Here is an 18,119-nt window from a genome sequence, read left to right on the forward strand (position 1 = left end):
CATACGCGAGAAGATGAAGATTCCCCGAGTAAAGGGAATCCGGCAGGATCCTATGCAGAGGCCACGTACCCAACCAGAGGAATGTTCTGCATCAATTCGGCAGAACGAGACATATGACATGCAAGCGCTGTCACAGGGATGCGGCCGAGCCCACCCACGGGCCTTCCGCGTTCCGGGCGGGGGCTGGCAGCTGGGCGGGGCCGAGGGACGTTCGCCTGATACGTCCTACGCCTCCGTCACCGCCGTCGCCCGCCAGGGCGCCAGACGCTGTACGTCGCGGGCGGTCTCCGTGACGCCGCTCAGGAAGCCCTGGGCGCGGGGGGACGCCGTGTCGCGGAGCCATTCCGGGGCGATGTCGCAGACGGCGACCTTCACTTCGGTGCCGGCCAGGGCGAGGGGCAGGGTGTGGACGACCGTGGAGGGGAAGCTGAGGACCGTGCGGCCGATGGGGCCGCGGCGGGCGATGAGTTCCAGGGGGAGATCGGGGCGGACGATCTCCAGGCCGGTGGCGGCCTCCAGGGCGTGGAGCTTTTCGGTGGACTCGCGGCGGTGCGCGAAGTAGCGGGTCGCGCCGTGGGTGCGGGACAGGGACGCGACCGCCTCCAGGTACTGGTCCCGGTCGACCACGCCCGTCTCGACCAGCGACGTGCCGACCAGGTCCGCGCCCTTGGTGAGCAGCGGCGGGCCGAACCGGGCGCGGGTCCAGGCGAAGGTGTTGGGGGTGACTCTCACGCCGGGCGGAGCCTCGACCGGCATGGCCGTGAAGACCTCGACCGTACGGTCGGCGGACGGGGTGAAGCGGCTGCGGGCGCGGGCCGTGACCGGGGCCAGGACCAGTTCGCGCGGGCCCGAGCTGCCCTTGCGGTGCCAGCGCACCAGACGTTCGCCGCGCGCGAGCTGGGCGACGAACTCCATGGTGGCCGTACCGTCGTCGACCACGGTGAGGCGGCGGGCCCGGACCATGGTGAGCAGGAGTTGTACGTACCGGGAGAACGGGTCGCCGATGACGACGTGTTCCGCCCTGCGGACGAGTCCGGACAGCTCGCGCAGGCTCTTCAGAGGGGCGCCCGCGCCGCCGCGCGCCTCCTGCCAGCGGACGTTGACGCCCTCGTCGCGGGCCAGCTCCGCCATCCGGCGCAGCTGACCGCGCGACATCGGGTCGACCGGGGGGAGGACGACGACCGTGATGTCCGTGAGGACCCGGTCGCCGCCTCCCTCTGTGTAGGCCCACTCCAGGACGTTCAGGAGCTGGACCGGGCTCTCGACGAAGGCGAGGTTCACCGGTCGGCCCGTCAGACCGCGACCGGCTCGGCGGCCGGGGCCGCCTCGGTGCTCTCGGCGACGACGCCCGCGACCCGGCGGAGCTTCTTCATCGGGCCGAGCTCGGACTCGTACACCTTCTTGACGCCGTCGCCGAGCGAGGCCTCGATGGTGCGGATGTCACGGACGAGGCGGGTGAGGCCCTGCGGCTCGACGGAGGCGGCCTGGTCGGAGCCCCACATGGCGCGGTCGAGGGTGATGTGGCGCTCGACGAACGCGGCGCCGAGGGCGACGGCGGCGAGGGTCGTCTGGAGGCCGGTCTCGTGGCCGCTGTAGCCGATCGGGACGTTGGGGTACTCCTGCTGAAGGGTGTTGATGACCCGCAGGTTGAGCTCCTCGGCCTTGGCCGGGTACGTCGAAGTGGCGTGGCAGAGAAGGATGTTGTCCGAGCCGAGGACCTCGACCGCGTGGCGGATCTGGCGCGGGGTCGACATGCCGGTGGAGAGGATGACCGTGCGGCCGGTGGCGCGCAGGGCGCGCAGCAGCTCGTCGTCGGTGAGAGAGGCGGAGGCGACCTTGTGGGCGGGGACGTCGAACTTCTCCAGGAAGGCGACGGCCTCGGTGTCCCACGGGGAGGCGAACCAGTCGATGCCGCGCTTGGCGCAGTGCTCGGAGATGGCCTGGTACTCGGCCTCGCCGAACTCGACGCGGTGGCGGTAGTCGATGTACGTCATCCGGCCCCAGGGGGTGTCGCGCTCGATGTCCCACTGGTCGCGCGGGGTGCAGATCTCCGGGGTGCGCTTCTGGAACTTGACGGCGTCGCAGCCGGCTTCGGCGGCCACGTCGATCAGGGCGAGGGCGTTGTCGAGGTCGCCGTTGTGGTTGATGCCGATCTCGCCCGTGACGTAGACGGGGTTGCCGGGGCCGGCGGTGCGGGTGCCGAGGGTGCGCAGACGGGAGGTGCTCATGAGGTGTGTTTCCTTAGCTCGGATGACGTGGCGGGTTTGGGGGACCCGGGATCACTTGGGGGACTGGGTGGGATGCGTGGCCGTGAGGGTGGGGCCGAGCAGCCAGGCCGCGATCTCGCGGATGGCGCCGAAGCCGCCGGGGGTGGTCGTGACGGCGCGTGCGGCCGCCCGTACCGAGTCGTGGGCGTCGGCGACGGCGACGGGCCAGCCGGCGAGTGCGAAGCACGGCAGGTCGTTGACGTCGTTGCCGACGTAGAGGACGCGTTCGGGAGCGATGGACTGTTCGTCGCACCACTGCTTGAGTGCCTGGTCCTTGCGGTCGATGCCGTGCAGGACCGGGATGCGGAGCTTGTGGGCGCGGGCGGCGACGACCGGGTTCTGCTCGCTGGAGAGGATCAGCAGCGGCAGTCCGGCCTTGCGCAGGGCGGCGATGCCGAGGCCGTCGCCGCGGTGGACGGCGACGATCTCGCGTCCGTCGGCGTCGATGAGGACCCGGTCGTCGGTCTGCGTGCCGTCGAAGTCGAGGACGACCGCGTCGATGTCGTCGAGGGTGGGCAGCGGCGAGAGGTCGAGCAGCGGCGCGAGGGCGCGGGCACGGGCCAGGTCGTGCGGGTCGTCGATCTCCAGGACCCGCGCGGCGTCGGTGCGCACCAGGGCGGTGTGGCCGAAGAAGCGGTGGCGGTGGGTGCGGAAGCCTTCGGCGTTCATGGCGTACGCGGTGCCCGTTTCGAGGAGGTCCTCGGGGCGGTCCTGGCGCATCTGCCGGACGGACTTGTCGTGGTTGACGCCGTAGTTGTCCTCCTCGATCGCGCTGCCGTCGCGCCAGAGGAAGCCGTGGAAGGGGGCGACCGTGACCGCCGTGTCGGCGCCGTCGTGGGCGACCGCGGCGGCGACGCCGTCGATGTCCTCCCGTACGACGAAGGGGCTGGTGCACTGGACCAGCAGCACCACGTCGGCCGTCCGCTCGCGCATCGCCTCGTAGGCGTCCAGGGCGTGCAGCACCGCGTCCTCGCTGCTGGACTTGTCCCCGGCGATGGCCGCGGGGCGCTGGACGATGTGCAGCCGCTCGGGGGCGCCCAGCGTGTCGCCCGCGGCGCGGGCCGCGTCCGCGATGGCCGCGTCGTCGGTCGTCACGACGACGTCCGTGACCTCGCGGGAGGCCAGGCAGGCGCGTACGGCGCGGGCGATCAGCGGTACGCCGCCGACCTGGGCGAGGTTCTTGGCCGGTACGCCCTTGGATCCGCCGCGGGCGGGGATCACGGCGAGCACGGTGGGGGTCGGGGTCATCTCTGCTCCTGAAGTGGTGTTCACAGCTCGCCCATCCGTCGGATCACCGGGGCGACCCGCTGGACGCCCTGCCGGTACGCGCCGCGCGCCGCCTCCCGGACCGCTTCGCGGACCGCGCCGCGCACTCCGCCGGTCTCGCGGGGCCGTTCGGCTCCCGGCAGCGGGTGGCCGTCGGGAGCGAGGTGGTGGCGGGCGAGGATGCCGGGGAGATAGCCGGGGGCCGTGGCGGGCGTGTAGTAGGGGGCGAGGTCGGGCAGCCGGGCGGTGGCGAGCAGGGCGTCGACGCGGGCGCGGGCGTGGTCGTAGGCCGTGGCGTACGTGCCGTCGGCGGCGACGCCCTGGCCGGCCAGCCACTCCGGGTCGGGTTCCGGGCGGAAGCCCCCGTCCAGGTGGTCCCAGGAGGTGAGCAGGCCGGAGCCGATGAAGTGGTGGTTGCCCAGTGCCTCGCGGACGCCGAGGTCGCTGAGGACCGCGGTCGGGACGCGCCTGTGCAGGGACTCCAGCGCGGCGGTCGAGGAGACCGTGACCAGCAGGTCGGTGCGGTCCAGGACCTCGCCCATGTGCCCGTACACCAGGCGGAAGTTGGGCGGGAGGCCGCCGGGCAGCTTCTCGGCGAGCCGCTGGTACGGGAGTTCCTCGATGTGCGTGGTGTGCTCGCCGGGCTTGGAGCGCAGCTTCAGCAGCACCTCGCGCTCCGGGTGCAGCCTGGCGTGCTCGACCAGCCTGCGCAGCAGGTACATGCGGTCGTCGCGGGAGGCCGGTACGGAGGGCTGGGCGGCGAAGACGACGGTGTCGCGGCCCTCCTGCGGGCGGTGCGGCTCGCCGCCGAGGAACGGCAGGGCGGCCTCGGTGACGGCCGAGGCGTCGGCGCCCACTCCCTCGTACACCGCGCGGAAGCGCTCCGCGTCGTGGCGGGAGTTGGCGAGGACGACGTCGGCGCCGTGCCGCAGCAGCAGTCCGTCGGCGAGCTTCTCGTAGACGACGCCGACGTAGCCGGTGACGACGACGGGCCTGGCGGGCAGCCGCAGTGCGGCGAGTCCGTGCAGCATCGCCTGGACGGCTCCGCCGACCAGGGCGAGGACGACGACGTCGTACCCCTCGTCGCGCACGGTGTGCAGGAATTCGACGGCCGTCACCTCGCGCACCCGGCCGGCCTCGATACCGACGTCGCCGACCTCGGCGAGCTGGCGCGGGGTCGGGGTGGCCCGGCCGCGCAGCAGCAGTCCGCTGATCTCGACGCGCTGCGCCGACTCCCCGGACGCACCGGTGGTGAGGCGGCGCGCGGTGAGCGCGCCCCATTTCCACCGGGTGTCGGAGTCGGCGAGTACGGCTACCCGGAGGGCGGTCGTCTTTTCGGTACGTGGGGGCACGTCCCAGAACTTAGGAAGGCATTCCGATTCGCGGCCCAACGTGACGGCAACAGCTGGTTAACAGCCCGCCGACGCTTGGCGAATCGCCTTCACAAAGGGGACGCAATCGCCCACGATTCGACCCGGTTCATCATTCCGACATTCGCCGTTCACCCGCCGTCCCTTCCGGGGCCAAGGCAAATGACGGGCTCACGCCTAGCGTGAGACGGGTGGTTAAGCTCTCGGTCATCGTGCCGTTCTACAACGTGCAGACATACGCCCCCGACACCTTGAGAAGCCTGCGGGCCAACGCCCGCGAGGACTTCGAATTCATCCTCGTCGACGACTGTTCGACCGACGGGACCGCGGACATACTGCGCCGCGCCGAGGACGAGATTCCGGGGGTGGTCGTACGCAGACACAAGCAGAACGGCGGACTGGCCACCGCCCGTAACACCGGCCTGGACGCCGCGCGCGGCGAGTACCTCGCGTTCCTCGACGGGGACGACTGGCTAGCCCCCGGGTTCTACGCCGAACTCCTCGCCAGGACTGAGGAGTTGGGCTGCGACTTCGTCCGTACCGACCATGTCCAGGTCGAGGGCAGGAACCGCAGCGTGCACCGCGTCCCGCACGGCCGGCGCGGCGAGGTGCTGGACCCGCGGGACGCGATCCTGCCCGCCGGGCGGTCCACCTCGGTCGACTATCCGTACGCCTGGGCCGGGCTGTACCACCGGCGGCTGCTGGACCGCGGGCTGCTGCATTTCACGGACGGGCTGCGCACCGCGGAGGACCGCCCGTGGATCTGGCGGCTGCATCGCGAGGCCGATTCCTTCGCGGTGCTGGGGCTTCTCGGCATTTTCTACCGGCGCGGGGTCGCCTCTTCGCTCACGCAGATCGGCGACGTACGTCAGCTCGATTTCATTCGCTCGTTCGACCAGGTCATTCGGGAAACCGAAGAAGATCGTGACGCGCAGGTACTGCTGCCGAAAGCGGTCCGTACCTATTGCGCGATCATTTTCCACCACATGAGCTCGATCGAAAGGTTCGAACCCGCCGTGGCCCGCACACTGAAGTCCATGAGTGGAGCCGCGCTCAAGCGAATGCCGCAGCAGGTGCTCGACGACGCCCTCGACTCGATGGACGTGCAGCGCGCCACCCTGCTGCGCCGGCTGCGCCGCCGCCCGGCCACGGGCACCAAGGAGGTGGCCGCCGCGTGAACACCGCCCGGTCCCGCACCACGCAGATCTTCCTCGCCTCCACGCTCTACGGCACCGCCACCCTCGCCGCCGCGCTCGACGCGGGCTGCTTCCCGGACGCGGACCGCCGCATCCTGCTCGTCTCGAACAACGCGGCGGTGCCGGAGACGACGGCCTCCCTCGACGCGATGCCCGGGTTCGACGCGCTGCGCGGCCGGTTCGACGACGTGGTGTCGTGGAACACGACGATCGCCCCCTTCCACCCGGGCGGCTGGGCACCGCGCCCCGACGACGTACCCCTGTGGGAGCGGCATCTGCGCCTGGCCTGGGGGCTCGGCGACGACGACATCGAGCTCGCGGTCGAATCGATCCAGGTCAACCCCGCGCTGGCCGTCGCGCAGATCTTCACCGGCGCGCCGGTCGATGTGTACGCGGACGGGCTGATGAGCTACGGCCCCACCCGCAACAAGATCGACCCGCTGGTCGGTACGCGGGTGCGCCGGCTGCTCCACCTCGACCTGGTACCGGGGCTGAAGCCGCTGCTGCTCACGGAGTTCGGGGTGGCGCCGCAGATCGTGCCGACCGAGGTGTTCCTGAAGGTGCTCGGTGAGCTGGCGGACGCGCCCGCGGCCCAGGACGGCGTGCCGGCCGTGGAGGCGCCCGCGCTGCTGCTCGGCCAGTACCTCTCGGCGCTCGGGCTGATCAGCGCGGCCGAGGAGGAGAATCTGCATCTGCGGATGATGCGCGGCGCGGTCGCGCTCGGCCACACCCGGATCGTCTTCAAACCGCATCCCACGGCCCCGGCGCAGTGGTCGAGGGCGATGGGCGAGGAGGCCGGGAGGCTCGGTGCCGAGCTGACGGTGCTGGACGAGGGGGTGCTCACCGCACCGGTCCTCGCCGAGGTGCTCTACCAGCGGATGCGGCCCGCGCTGGTCGTCGGCTGCTTCTCGACGGCGCTGCTCACCGCCTCTCAGTTCTACGGGCTGCCGGTGGCCCGGGTCGGTACCGAGGTGCTGCTGGACCGGCTCGCCCCGTACGAGAACAGCAACCGCGTCCCGGTCACGCTCGTGGACGCGCTGGTGCCGGAGGTGACGGACCGGGCGGCCGTCGAGCGGGCCGGGACGGCGCTGGGCGCGGAGCCGGTGGATCCGGCGGAGCTGACCGGGCTGGTCACCGCGGTCGGGTTCGCGATGCAGCCGAGGATCTACCCGGAGCTGCGGCCCGCCGCCGAGCGGTATCTGGCCGCACACCTGGACACCACCACATGGCGCTATTTCAAGCGCAGGCGGCTGACCTCGCTGGCGCTGCCGGGGGCGGTGCCGGCGCAGCTCGCGTTCCTGCCGCGCAACGCGGTGGTGCGCCGGGTGGCACGGTCGGTGCGGCGCCGGGTGGTACGGCAGTAGGCATCGGGGGCGCGGGCGGGGCCGGATTCGGCGTCGGGGGCGGGGCCGGGCCCGGTACGGCGCCCCGCCCCGCTCCCGGCGCCGTCAGACGGGCACGCCGCCCTGGATCACCCTCAGGTCCGCCGCGTTGGCCTCGGTGACCTTCCAGAGTTCCCGCTGCCGGCCGTGCACATCGGCGACCGTGGCCGCGTGGTCGTCGAGCAGCCCGGCCGCCCGCTCGGTGAGCCGGGCCCCGAGGTGCCGGTCGTGGACCGAGATGCCCCACTCCGGACGGTCGATGTCGGCCAGGAAGTACGCCATCTTCGGGTGCGAGATCAGGCTGATGATCGGCGTACCGCAGCCGAACGGGATCATCCCCGCGTGCCCGCGCATCCCGATGACCAGCTTGGTGCGGGCGTAGGTGTCCCGGATCTCGTCGTTGCCGAAGTCGTACATCGGGATCACCGGCAGCGCGATCCCGTGTTCGCGCCGCAGGTCGAAGGCGATCCGCTCGTCGTCCAGCGAGTGGGCGACGCACCGGACCTCGGCCCGCTTGCCGAGCTCCCGCACCGCGGTCGCCATCTCGCCCAGGAAGTGCCCGTAGTCGTGCCCGAAGCGGAGCCCGGAACGGTCGTACGCGGCGTTGATCAGCACGGTGTCCTCGCGCCGCTCCGGGTCCGTCCAGCCGTCCACCAGCTGCCGGGTGACCGTGGTCGGGCAGGGCTGGAAGCGCACCTTGTCGTGGAGCGAGGCGGGCAGCAGGTCCCGGACCTTCTCGATGGAGCCGTGGTTGCGCAGCCCGAAGAACGAGGCCCGTTCGACCAGCCTGCGCAGGCTGGAGAGGAACCGGCCCCGCCCGTGCCCGTACGCCTGGCCGTCGAAGGCGTTGAAGCCGACCGCGTACACCATGACGGGGACGTCGATCCGGTCGAGCAGCTCGTCCGGGACGTTCCACTGCCAGCCGCTGTTGCCGTTGGGCGCGGTGTCCGGGATGAAGAGGCCGCCGCCGCCGATGACCAGGCCCCGGCGCTCGTTGACCCGTTCCAGCGCGGCCTCGTCGAAGAGCCGGTGGGCGTGGATGGAGTGCCACCGCCGCGGTCCGGTGTCCCGGCCGAAGGCCAGCCGTACGCTCTCGGGCAGCAGCTTGTCCCCGGCGTTGCCCTGGCGCTCCATGTAGAAGGCGACGTGGGCGAGCTGGCCGGAGGCGGGGCCCTCCACGGGGGCGGTCAGGTCCGTGGTGCGCTTGTGCATCAGCCGGTTGGCGCGGTGGGTGGGGTCGACCGCGAGGCCCTTCAGGGCGTACTCGGCCGCCTCGTCGTCGTCGCCGTGGATCCAGGAGATCTGGGCGAGGCGGGCGAAGGCGGTCGCGGCCCGGTTGGGCGAGGCGGTGGCGAGCAGCAGCCGGGCGCGGGCCTCCTCGTAGCGGGAGACGCTCATCAGGGCGTGGCCGAGCACCTCGTGCGGCCAGGACTCGTCGACGGGGATCCGGACCCGGCCCAGCAGATCGGCCGCCTCCTGGTACTCGCCGGCCGCGATGTGGGCGGCGGCGACCTTGCGGGCGGCCTCCGGGGACCCGGTGCGCAGCACGTGCGGGGTGCCGTAGTGGACCAGCAGGTCGTGGTGCTTGGCGCCGGGCAGCGCCACGTACGCGGAGTGGAACTCGGCGTCGGACAGCTCGAATTCGTGCCAGCGGTTCTCGGCCTCGCGGTAGCCGGCCTCGCCGCCCTGCCAGGGCTTGTGCCGCCCGGTGAAGTGCAGGATCGCGGTGGAGCCGGGGACCGGGAGGTCGCCGGAGAGCCGCCGCTTGACGAAGTTGTAGCGGGCGTCGAGCTGGACGAAGTCGCCGTCGAGCACGGCGTTGAGGATGCCCTGGTCGTGCTTGTCGAGTTCGTACGTGCCGGCCCGGCCGACCTCGTCGATCCTCGCGCAGAACGCGTCGCTCAGATACTCGCGCTGGATGACCAGGAGCCCGCTGTTGAGCTTGTGCTGCCCGTAGAAGAACTGCGGTACGGCGGCCAGTCCGTCGCGCAGCGCGAGCAGTTCACCCAGATCGTCGAGGACGACCATGTCGGTGTCCAGGGTGATCACGGTGTCGTAGTCGCGGACCCGGAAGATGTCGAGGATGAAGTAGGCCTTGCGAACCAGGTAGTTGTCCTGGTCGCCCTTGGCGTACGAGTCGTAGTGCTCGGCGTCGACCCGGCGGAAGTCGACGCGCGGGTGCAGCGCCCGGATCTGCGCGACGGACGCGGGGCGCAGTCCGTCGTGCAGGACGAGGAAGTCCTCGCAGACGTTCGGGTTGGAGAGGGCCAGGCTGCGCAGCAGGGCGAGGAAACCGGGCAGGTAGTTCTCGTCGACGAAGCTCGCGAAGGCGACCCGGCGCTTGCCGGTGAGTGAATTCGCGGGCGCGGGCGAGACGGGAAGGCCCGTGGCGGGGAGGACCGGGTCGGGGAGGTCCGTGGCGGGGAGGCCCGTGGCGGGGAGGCCCGTGGCGGACGGGGTCGTGGCGGTCGTCGTCATCGCAGTCGGATCCTCATGTCGGTGACGCTCTGGGCGCGTTCCATGACCCACGCCTTTTCGCTGGTGTACTCGTGCACGGAGGTGATGGGCATCCGCATCGCGCCGGGCAGGCGGTAGGCGCCGCTCTCGTAGAAGTCGAAGCCGATCAGGTCGATCCGGCTGCTGACGTCCAGGTGGTCCAGGAGCCACAGCATGTTGAACCCGGTGGTGGGGATGGCCGGCCAGACGTCGGCACCGACGCGCCCGATGTCGCGCAGCGGCCAGCGCAGCGACTCGTCGCCCAGGTACTGCTGGGCGCCCGGGACGAGGCGGTTGCGAAGGGAGTGCTTCCAGTCGCCGGAGACCCCGCCGAAGACCAGCCGGGTGTGCACCTTCTGGTCCCAGTTGAAGCCGTGCTTGTGGATGGTGGCGTGGATGTCGGTGCGCCGTCCGGTCGCCGCCGGGTCGATCCGGTACGAGTTGAAGCGGACGACCAGGTCGTAGCCGTCGATCTCGGCGCCCATCGAACTGCTGCCGACGCGCTGGGAGTTGGCGATGAGGCAGATCGACCGGCCCGCGATCCGGTTGCGGAACTCGCCGACCGTGGTCCACTCGACGCCGCCGAAGGTGGGGTCCTCGACCGGGCCGCGCATCCGGCTCCTGCGCTGTTCGGCGTAGAGGCCGACGATCTCGGTGAGCCGGGCCACGGCGACGGGGTCCGTCCCGGCCGCCTCCATGGCCAGCCCGAGGTACTGGGAGGTGGCCTCCTGGAGCTCCGTCACCGGGGCTCCGGTGCGCTCCTGGGCGAGCAGGGCGCCGACCAGCCGGGGCTCCGCCCGGTCCCGGTCGCCGCGCGCCTGGAGGGCCAGGCCCTCGGCCCAGGACTCGGTGACGGGGCGGGCGGCGTACTCGGCGGCGGCCGGGCAGTCCCGCTCCAGCCTCCGCAACAGCGCGTCCTGGAGCCGCGCGCCCGCCCGCAGCCCGACGACCTTGGCCGCGATGCCGAAGCCGTCGTCCTCGGTGAACGAGAGGTAGCGCTCGTACGCCTCGATGGCCGCGGTCTCCGCACCCATCGCCTCCAGCGTCCTGGCCCGCAGCCGCCAGCCGGCCCGGGAGCCCTTGCGCTGGGTCAGCACGGTGTCCCCGATGAGCATCGCGAGCTTCAGCTCGTCCTCGTAACCGCAGTCCAGCGCCTTGTTGCCGACCGCGAGCAGCGGGTCGAGCAGCTCGTCGGCGAGGGGCGCGGCGGAGGCCGCTCCCGCCTTGCCGGCGCGCCGCATCAGCGGGATCGAGGACCCGGCGGGCGCGGGTCCCGCGGGCTGCGCCGCGGCGTGCACGGCCAGCAGGTGGCGCAGCGCCTCCGCGAGTGCCGTACGCCGCCGGTCGAGCCCCGCCACCAGCTTGGTGCTGTGCGCGGCACAAGCCCGCAGGCACACGTCCACGTCGGTCGGGGTGACGGCGGCGGGCTGCGAGGCGGCGCTCCCGGGCGGGGCCGCGTCACGTTGCCGTGGCCAACGGGTGCGGGCTTCTCTCATGGCGCTCCAAGCGTCTGGTGCCCGTGGGGGGAGGGGGCGTATCCGGATGTGCGGTCACCTGAGCGCGCACGGGGCCCCGCTCCGTCGAGGGGCGGATGCTCGGCGCGCGTGATCGGTTCCGCGACACGCTAAGAAACCTGAGCGGCCGCCGGATGAACTCGCCCTTTCGGTACGGAGAACTGCCACCGCCCCCGGGCCGATGCGCTGCTCGGCGCGACGGTCAGACGCTGCTGAGCGAGAGCTTCGCCGCGAACCCGAGGAAGAGCAGACCGGCCGCCGAGGTGGCCCCCGCCGACAGCCGCTTGCGGCGGCGGAACGTGGCGGACAGCCGGGTGCCGCCGAATATCAGCATCGACAGATAGAGGAAGCTGGCGATCTGCAGCAGGGTGCCCAGCACCAGGAAGGACAGCGCCGGATAGGCGTAGGCGGGGTCGACGAACTGCACGAAGAACGAAATCAGAAACAGAATCGCCTTCGGGTTGAAGAGGCTGACCACCAGCGCCCGCCGGTAGGGCCGCTCCATCGCCGCCGCGACCGCGGGCCCGGCGTCCTCCTCGGTCAGCTCGGCCATCCGCCGGTGCCGCTCGCGCCACATGGTCACCGCGGCCCGCAGCATGCCGATCGCCAGCCAGGTCAGATAGCCCACACCGGCGAACTTGACGACGGCGAAGAGCACCGGCGTCGTCTGCAGCAGCGACGAGGCCCCCAGCGCGGACAAGGTCATCAGGACGGTGTCCCCGGTCCACACCCCGGCCGCCGCCACATACCCGGTCCGCACCCCGCGCCGGGCGGCGACGGAGAGCACGTACAGCGAATTCGGTCCCGGCAGCAGGACGATCAGCACCAGGCCGGCGAGATAGGTCGGAAGATCGGTGACACCCAGCATGAAACGGAGTGTCGCACGCGAGTACGACACTCCGTCCAGCGGGTTTCGGGAAGGCGCGGGGTCAGTCCTCGTCGCCGTCGAGGAGGCGGTCGACGGAGAGCTCCATCTCGACGCCGACCACGTCCGGCACGGTGAACGAGGTCCCGCGCTTGTGGTGCGCCTTGTTCTTGTACTCGCCGCCCCGGGGATCGCTGCAGAGGAGCACCAGGTCGTGCTTGCGGTCGGCCACGACGTAGACCGGAATGCCCGCCTGGGCGTAGTCCTCGACCTTGGGGCCGAGGTCGTCCGCCCAGTTGGTCGAGGTCACCTCCACGACCATGCGGAAGACGTGAGCGGCGTAGCAGTTCTTCATGACATGGGCGTCCTTGATGTCGGCCTCGACGACCGACAGGTCGGGAATCGCGTAGTCCTCCGGCCCGGAGGGCAACCACAACCCGACCCCCTGGACGAGTCTGAGCCCCACGGTGCGCGCCCGCGCACCGAACTCCTCACCGAGCCAAGACAGAGCCAGAGCGTGCGATACGTCCGCCGGTGGTGTCACAGTGAGCCTCCCCTGGAGAATCTCCACGCGATGCCCAGGCAGCGAGCGTGCGAGCTGGTCGGCTGCCTCGCCGAGCGTCAGCTCCGGCTGTTCCTGCACGCGCACCTGCTCCTCGTGCTGTATGACGGCCACGGCATCCTCCTTTCGGGGACCACTGTTCATGAGCTTATCCAGGTACACGGACATTCAGCGAGAGATCACCCGTGCGGGTACCCAGCGCCTCAGAACGCGTCCGACGGCACATGCCTCCCCCACACCTCGCGCAGCGCGTCGCACACCTCGCCCACCGTCGCCCGCGCCCTGAGCGCGTCCTTCATCGGGTAGAGGACGTTGTCCGTGCCCTCGGCGGCCTTCCGCAGCCGGGCCAGCGCCGTGTCCACCGCGTCCTGGTCGCGTCCGGCGCGGAGCTTCGCCAGGCGGGCCGCCTGCTCGGCCTCGATCGCGGGGTCGACGCGGAGCGGCTCGTACGGCTCTTCTTCGTCGAGCTGGAAGCGGTTCACACCGACCACGACGCGCTCCGCGCTGTCGGTCTCCAGGGCGATGCGGTACGCGGAGCGCTCGATCTCGCCCTTCTGGAAGCCGCGCTCGATCGCGCTGACCGCGCCGCCCATGTCCTCGATCCTGGCCATCAGCTCCAGGGCCGCGGTCTCGACGTCGTCGGTCATCCTCTCGACGACGTACGAACCGGCGAACGGGTCGACGGTCGCGGTGACGTCCGTCTCGTACGCCAGGACCTGCTGGGTGCGCAGGGCCAGGCGGGCGGACTTGTCGGTGGGGAGGGCGATGGCCTCGTCGAAGGAGTTGGTGTGCAGCGACTGCGTGCCGCCGAGGACCGCGGCCAGGCCCTGCACGGCGACGCGCACCAGATTGACCTCGGGCTGCTGGGCGGTGAGCTGGACGCCCGCGGTCTGGGTGTGGAAGCGCAGCATCAGCGACTTGGGGTTCTTCGCGCCGAACTCCTCTCTCATCACCCGGGCCCAGATCCGGCGGGCCGCACGGAACTTGGCGACCTCTTCGAGGATCGTCGTGCGGGCGACGAAGAAGAAGGAGAGACGGGGCGCGAAGTCGTCGACGTCCATGCCGGCCGCGACGGCGGTACGGACGTACTCGATGCCGTCGGCGAGGGTGAACGCGATCTCCTGCGCGGGCGAGGCCCCGGCCTCGGCCATGTGGTACCCGGAGATCGAGATGGTGTTCCACTTCGGGATCTCGGCCCGGCAGTACTTGAAGATGTCGGCGATCAGCCGCAGCGAGGGCGCCGGCGGGAAGATGTACGTGCCGCGCGCGATGTACTCCTTGAGCACATCGTTCTGGATGGTGCCGGTGAGCCTGTCCGCCGGGACCCCCTGCTCCTCGCCGACCAGTTGGTACAGCAGCAGGAGCAGCGCCGCCGGGGCGTTGATCGTCATGGACGTGGAGACCTTGTCCAGCGGGATCCCGTCGAACAGGACCCGCATGTCGTCGATCGAGTCGATCGCGACCCCGACCTTGCCGACCTCGCCGGACGCGATCGGCGCGTCGGAGTCGTGGCCCATCTGGGTGGGCAGGTCGAAGGCGACGGACAGGCCCGTCGTCCCGTTGGCGATCAGCTGCTGGTACCGGGCATTGGATTCCGTGGCCGTACCGAAACCGGCGTACTGGCGCATCGTCCACGGCCGGCCGGTATACATCGAGGGGTAGACACCGCGTGTGAAGGGGTAGGCACCCGGCTCTCCCAGCTTTTCGCCGGGGTTCCAGCCGTCGAGTGCGTCCGGCCCGTAGACCGGTTCGATGGGCAGTCCCGACTCCGACTCGCGCGTCATCTGCTGTGCCTCCCGCTGAAGCTGCTCAGTAAAGCTACTTGCTGGTAACCACGGTTCCCGCGACGGACTGTAGCGGCGGGCGCGAGACCGTTGGAGGGGCAGGGGCTGGGACCTTGCTCACAGCCCTCCCCCACGGCCCTCGCCGCCGCACTCCCCATCATGCGCGGGCTTTGGCAACCGGGCAGAGCGGGAATCCGTCCAAGGGGACACCGGACACACAGGGGGCCGAGATGATGGACAGCACCACCAGGAGCACGTCGCGCACCGAGACACGGGGCACGGCGCGGACCGGCAGGCGGGGCCGGACGGGGGCCGCGGCGGTGCTCGCCGTCCTCACCGTCACCGCGGCGGCCGGCTGCAAGGCACAGGCCACCGGCAGCGCACCGGCGGCCCCGTCGGCACCGCCGAGGGCCACGGCCACGACCACCGACGACGACAAGCCCGCCTCCCGGCCGCCGACGCCCGCCGCGTCCTCGCCGAAGGCCACCGCGTCGCCCACGCCGAAGCCCGACCCGCAGGGCACGACGCTGATGGCGAGCGGTTCCGAGAGCAAGCAGGTGCGGGAACTCCAGGCCCGGCTGCGGCAGATCGGCCACTTCGACCGCAGCCCCACCGGCTACTACGGCTCCGTCACGGTCGCCGCGGTCCAGTCCTTCCAGGGCAAGCGCGGCCTCTCCCGTACGGGCAGGACGGACACCCTCACCTGGCAGAAGCTGCTCGGCATGACGCACGAGCCGACGGCCGCCGAGCTGAATCCGCCGACCACCAAGCCGACCACCAAGCCGGCCGCCAAGCCGGACAAGCGCTGCATGACCGGCCGGGTCCTGTGCATCAGCAAGAACAGCCGGACGCTGTCATGGATGATCGACGGCCGCGTCGTGTCGTCGATGGACGTCCGCTTCGGCTCCCAGTACACGCCGACGCGCGAGGGCACCTTCTCCGTCTACTGGAAGTCCCGCCACCACGTGTCGACGATCTACCACACGGCCATGCCGTACGCGATGTTCTTCAGCGGCGGCCAGGCGGTGCACTACTCGGCGGACTTCGCGGCCCGCGGCTACAACGGGGCCTCGCACGGCTGTGTCAACGTCCGGGACGAGGGAAAGATCGCCTCGCTCTTCGCCCAGGTGAAGAACGGCGACAAGGTCGTGGTCTACGGATAGGGCCGACCGGCGGGAAGAGGAGGAGAAGGGGCGCGGACGGGACCGGGGGAACGTGTCCCGCCCGCGCCATGTGCGCTGAGCCGTAGGTACGGGGGGAACCCCGGCTCTGTGCGCTGCCGATGACCAGTCGGCTCACTCAGTACTGCGTCACGGCCTCGAAAAACGTCACACCTGGCGGTGGAGGGCTCGAAAAGGCCTGCCGCGTACGGTTCCGCTCAGCCGGTGGTCCGGGCCGAGGGCGTCAGGGAGACCGGGGTCTGCGGCGGCCGCACACCGTTGGCGAACCGGATCGACGAGGGCATGCCGGAGCCGAAGCCGCTGCCGCTGTTCCAGTTCGAGCTGCTGCCGCTGTTCCAGTTCGGACCGTCGTTGCCCTGCTCGTCGCCGTCGCCGTCGTCGCCCTGGTTGTTCTGGCCCTGGCCGGATCTCGCGATCACCCGGTCGCAGAACCGGTCCAGATTGCGGGCACCCTTCGCCAGTTCTTCGAGCTTGCGTCTGCGCTTGTCGTCCAGCTTGCCGTCGCGGTAGTCGCGGCAGGCCTTGAGCGCCTTGGCGTACCACTCGCCGGAGCCGGTTTTCCCGGAGCTCTCGGGCAGATCGCCGTTCCGGGGGCCGGCCGTGGAGCCGGTCGCGGCGCCGCCGGGCTTCCGGTCGTCGCCGCCCTTGTGCTCCTTCGCCCGGCCCGATCCGCCGGGATCCGGGTCACCGGCCGGGGTGGAGGGGGCCGCGGGGGGCGTGGAGGTGTCCGCTCTCGGGGAGGAGGACGGCGGTGGCTGCGGGGTCTCCTCCTCTGTGAGCCCCGAACCGAGCTCCTCGGGTGTCGCCGCTGCCGAGACGGAGGTGGCCGGCAGGGGTGCGTGCCCGCCGAACGGGCCGGGAAGCATCCCGGTCCCCGCCGCCACGGCCACCCCGCCGAGCGCACAGCCCGCGAGGGAGGCGACCAGACCGAAGCGGACGGGCCGGCTCCAGCGCGAGGAGCGGATACGGCGGGAGTCCCCGGACGGGACGGAGCCGACGAGCGTGGCCCCGATGCGTACCGGTTCGAGCATCTCGGCACCCGCCGGCCGGCCCGCATTCCCGGTGGCGCCCCTCGGCTGCGCGTTCGCCCGGGTCCTCGCACGCGCGGAGTGGCCGGCCGTGCGGAAGGCGGCCAGCGCCGCGGCCTCGCCGGGCAGTTCACCGGTGGCCGGGCGGGCGGTCCGTGCGGCTGCGTCCAGCGCGGCGACGAGCCTCTCGGCGTCCGTACACGATTGACCGTCGACGGGATCGACCGGCTCGCCGCGGAGCAATCTCTCCGCGGCGTCCTTGTCAAGCCATTCGTACCGCTCGTCGGCCATCACATGTCCTTCTGCGTCCACGGACGCGAATGCGTCACACCCGCCGGCGCCGCCAGACCGTTGCGGGCGGGGCGCTGGGCGGGCACCGCGTCGAGTTCCGCCGTCCGGCCCGCCGCGCTCCGGTGCGGGCCGGACGGGTCCGCCGGATCCCCCGCGGGAGCGGCGTCGTCGGAGTCGTCGGTGTCCGTTCCGCCGGGGTGGGAGTCGGTGCTGTCGGTGCTGTCGGCGTCCGTGCGCAACAGCTCGGCCAGCCGCTTCAGTCCCCGGTGCGCCGCGGTGCGTACCGCCCCCGGACGCTTGCCCAGCGTCTGCGCGGCGCTCTTCGCGTCCAGGCCCACGACCACCCGCAGCACCACGGCCTCGGCCTGGTCCTGCGGCAGCTGGGCGATGAGCGACATCGTGCGGCCGGTGGCCAGGGCCTCCATCGCCTCGCCGGCGGTGTCGGACTCGGCCGGCCGCTCGGACAGCTCCGACTCGTCGCCGCCGACCGCGGGGCGCCTGCCGCGCATCCGCAGATGGTCCAGCGCGCGGTTGCGGGCTATGCGCGCCGCCCAGCCGCGGAAGCGGTCGGCGTCGCCGCTGAACCGGTCGAGGTCGCGCGCTATCTGCAGCCAGGACTCGGACGCCACGTCCTCGGCGTCCGGCTCCCCCACCAGTGTCCGTATGTAGCCCAGCAGCCGCGGCTGCACAGCGCGGTACACAGTACGGAAGGCGTCCTCGTCCCCGTCCTGTGCCGCGAGTACCGCGGCAGTGAGCTCCGCGTCGTCCCCCAGCACTCCCTCAACCTGCCCTGCTGTCCCGAATCGCAGCTGGTCATCACTGCCGCGCCACCCTGCGCGACTCCGCACGCTACGTCCTCGGCGGGGGTCGCGTCCATGTCTTGTACAACCCGCAACATTCCCCGGACTCCTGGTGGT

At 71.5% G+C, this 18,119-nt stretch carries 14 protein-coding genes; 3 read left to right on the top strand and 11 right to left on the bottom strand.

The window, feature by feature from the left end:
• Positions 1–225 precede the first annotated feature (225 nt).
• From OG520_RS15265 to OG520_RS15280, 4 genes are read right to left on the bottom strand one after another with little or no spacing between them, the layout of a single operon-like run.
• The gene (locus OG520_RS15265) at positions 226–1,281 is read right to left on the bottom strand and encodes a hypothetical protein (RefSeq protein ID WP_266415200.1); all 1,056 of its coding nucleotides are present in this window, start codon (positions 1,279–1,281) and stop codon (positions 226–228) included.
• An 11-nt stretch (positions 1,282–1,292) separates the two neighbouring features.
• Positions 1,293–2,228 carry an N-acetylneuraminate synthase family protein gene (locus OG520_RS15270; protein ID WP_406013536.1) on the bottom strand — a complete coding sequence of 312 codons (936 nt, stop codon included), beginning with the start codon at positions 2,226–2,228 and terminating at the stop codon, positions 1,293–1,295.
• Positions 2,229–2,279: 51 nt separating this feature from the next.
• A complete protein-coding gene (locus OG520_RS15275) occupies positions 2,280–3,515 on the bottom strand; it encodes a cytidylyltransferase domain-containing protein (RefSeq protein ID WP_399327360.1) in 1,236 nt (411 codons plus the stop codon).
• Positions 3,516–3,535: 20 nt separating this feature from the next.
• Entirely contained in the window at positions 3,536–4,885 is a 1,350-nt protein-coding gene (locus OG520_RS15280; protein ID WP_406013537.1) for a DUF6716 putative glycosyltransferase, read from the bottom strand.
• A gap of 209 nt (positions 4,886–5,094) precedes the next feature.
• Between OG520_RS15280 and OG520_RS15285 the strand changes: the two genes are divergently transcribed.
• Both OG520_RS15285 and OG520_RS15290 read left to right on the top strand, forming a co-directional pair.
• Positions 5,095–6,081 carry a glycosyltransferase family 2 protein gene (locus tag OG520_RS15285; protein WP_406013538.1) on the top strand — a complete coding sequence of 329 codons (987 nt, stop codon included), beginning with the start codon at positions 5,095–5,097 and terminating at the stop codon, positions 6,079–6,081.
• Entirely contained in the window at positions 6,078–7,463 is a 1,386-nt protein-coding gene (locus OG520_RS15290; protein WP_266415210.1) for a polysialyltransferase family glycosyltransferase, read from the top strand. The genes OG520_RS15285 and OG520_RS15290 overlap by 4 nt, the downstream gene beginning before the upstream one ends.
• 84 nt (positions 7,464–7,547) lie before the next feature.
• Here the strand turns inward: OG520_RS15290 and OG520_RS15295 are convergent, their stop codons facing one another.
• The 5 genes from OG520_RS15295 to OG520_RS15315 form a co-directional block, all read right to left on the bottom strand.
• Entirely contained in the window at positions 7,548–9,959 is a 2,412-nt protein-coding gene (locus OG520_RS15295; RefSeq protein WP_406013539.1) for a glycosyltransferase, read from the bottom strand.
• Positions 9,956–11,473: a hypothetical protein gene (locus OG520_RS15300; RefSeq protein WP_406013540.1), complete on the bottom strand. Its 1,518-nt coding sequence runs from the start codon at positions 11,471–11,473 to the stop codon at positions 9,956–9,958. Before OG520_RS15300 ends, OG520_RS15295 begins: the two co-directional genes overlap by 4 nt.
• Positions 11,474–11,693: 220 nt before the next feature.
• On the bottom strand, positions 11,694–12,359 hold the full coding sequence (gene leuE, locus OG520_RS15305) for a leucine efflux protein LeuE (RefSeq protein WP_399327350.1): 666 nt from the start codon (positions 12,357–12,359) through the stop codon (positions 11,694–11,696).
• A gap of 61 nt (positions 12,360–12,420) precedes the next feature.
• On the bottom strand, positions 12,421–13,032 hold the full coding sequence (locus OG520_RS15310; protein ID WP_399327348.1) for a Uma2 family endonuclease: 612 nt from the start codon (positions 13,030–13,032) through the stop codon (positions 12,421–12,423).
• Positions 13,033–13,121: 89 nt separating this feature from the next.
• On the bottom strand, positions 13,122–14,702 hold the full coding sequence (locus tag OG520_RS15315; protein ID WP_399327346.1) for a methylmalonyl-CoA mutase: 1,581 nt from the start codon (positions 14,700–14,702) through the stop codon (positions 13,122–13,124).
• A gap of 230 nt (positions 14,703–14,932) precedes the next feature.
• Here OG520_RS15315 and OG520_RS15320 point away from each other — a divergent pair, with 230 nt between their 5' ends.
• Complete coding sequence (locus OG520_RS15320; RefSeq protein WP_406013541.1) at positions 14,933–15,865, top strand: L,D-transpeptidase family protein; 933 nt, start codon at positions 14,933–14,935, stop codon at positions 15,863–15,865.
• A 215-nt stretch (positions 15,866–16,080) separates the two neighbouring features.
• Here OG520_RS15320 and OG520_RS15325 read toward each other — a convergent pair whose 3' ends face one another.
• The gene (locus tag OG520_RS15325) at positions 16,081–17,202 is read right to left on the bottom strand and encodes a hypothetical protein (protein WP_406013542.1); all 1,122 of its coding nucleotides are present in this window, start codon (positions 17,200–17,202) and stop codon (positions 16,081–16,083) included.
• The gene (locus OG520_RS15330; RefSeq protein ID WP_406013543.1) at positions 17,202–17,978 is read right to left on the bottom strand and encodes an RNA polymerase sigma factor; all 777 of its coding nucleotides are present in this window, start codon (positions 17,976–17,978) and stop codon (positions 17,202–17,204) included. The genes OG520_RS15325 and OG520_RS15330 overlap by 1 nt, the downstream gene beginning before the upstream one ends.
• Positions 17,979–18,119 lie beyond the last annotated feature (141 nt).

It is taken from the genome of Streptomyces sp. NBC_00984, assembly GCF_045162475.1.
GTDB lineage: Bacteria > Actinomycetota > Actinomycetes > Streptomycetales > Streptomycetaceae > Streptomyces.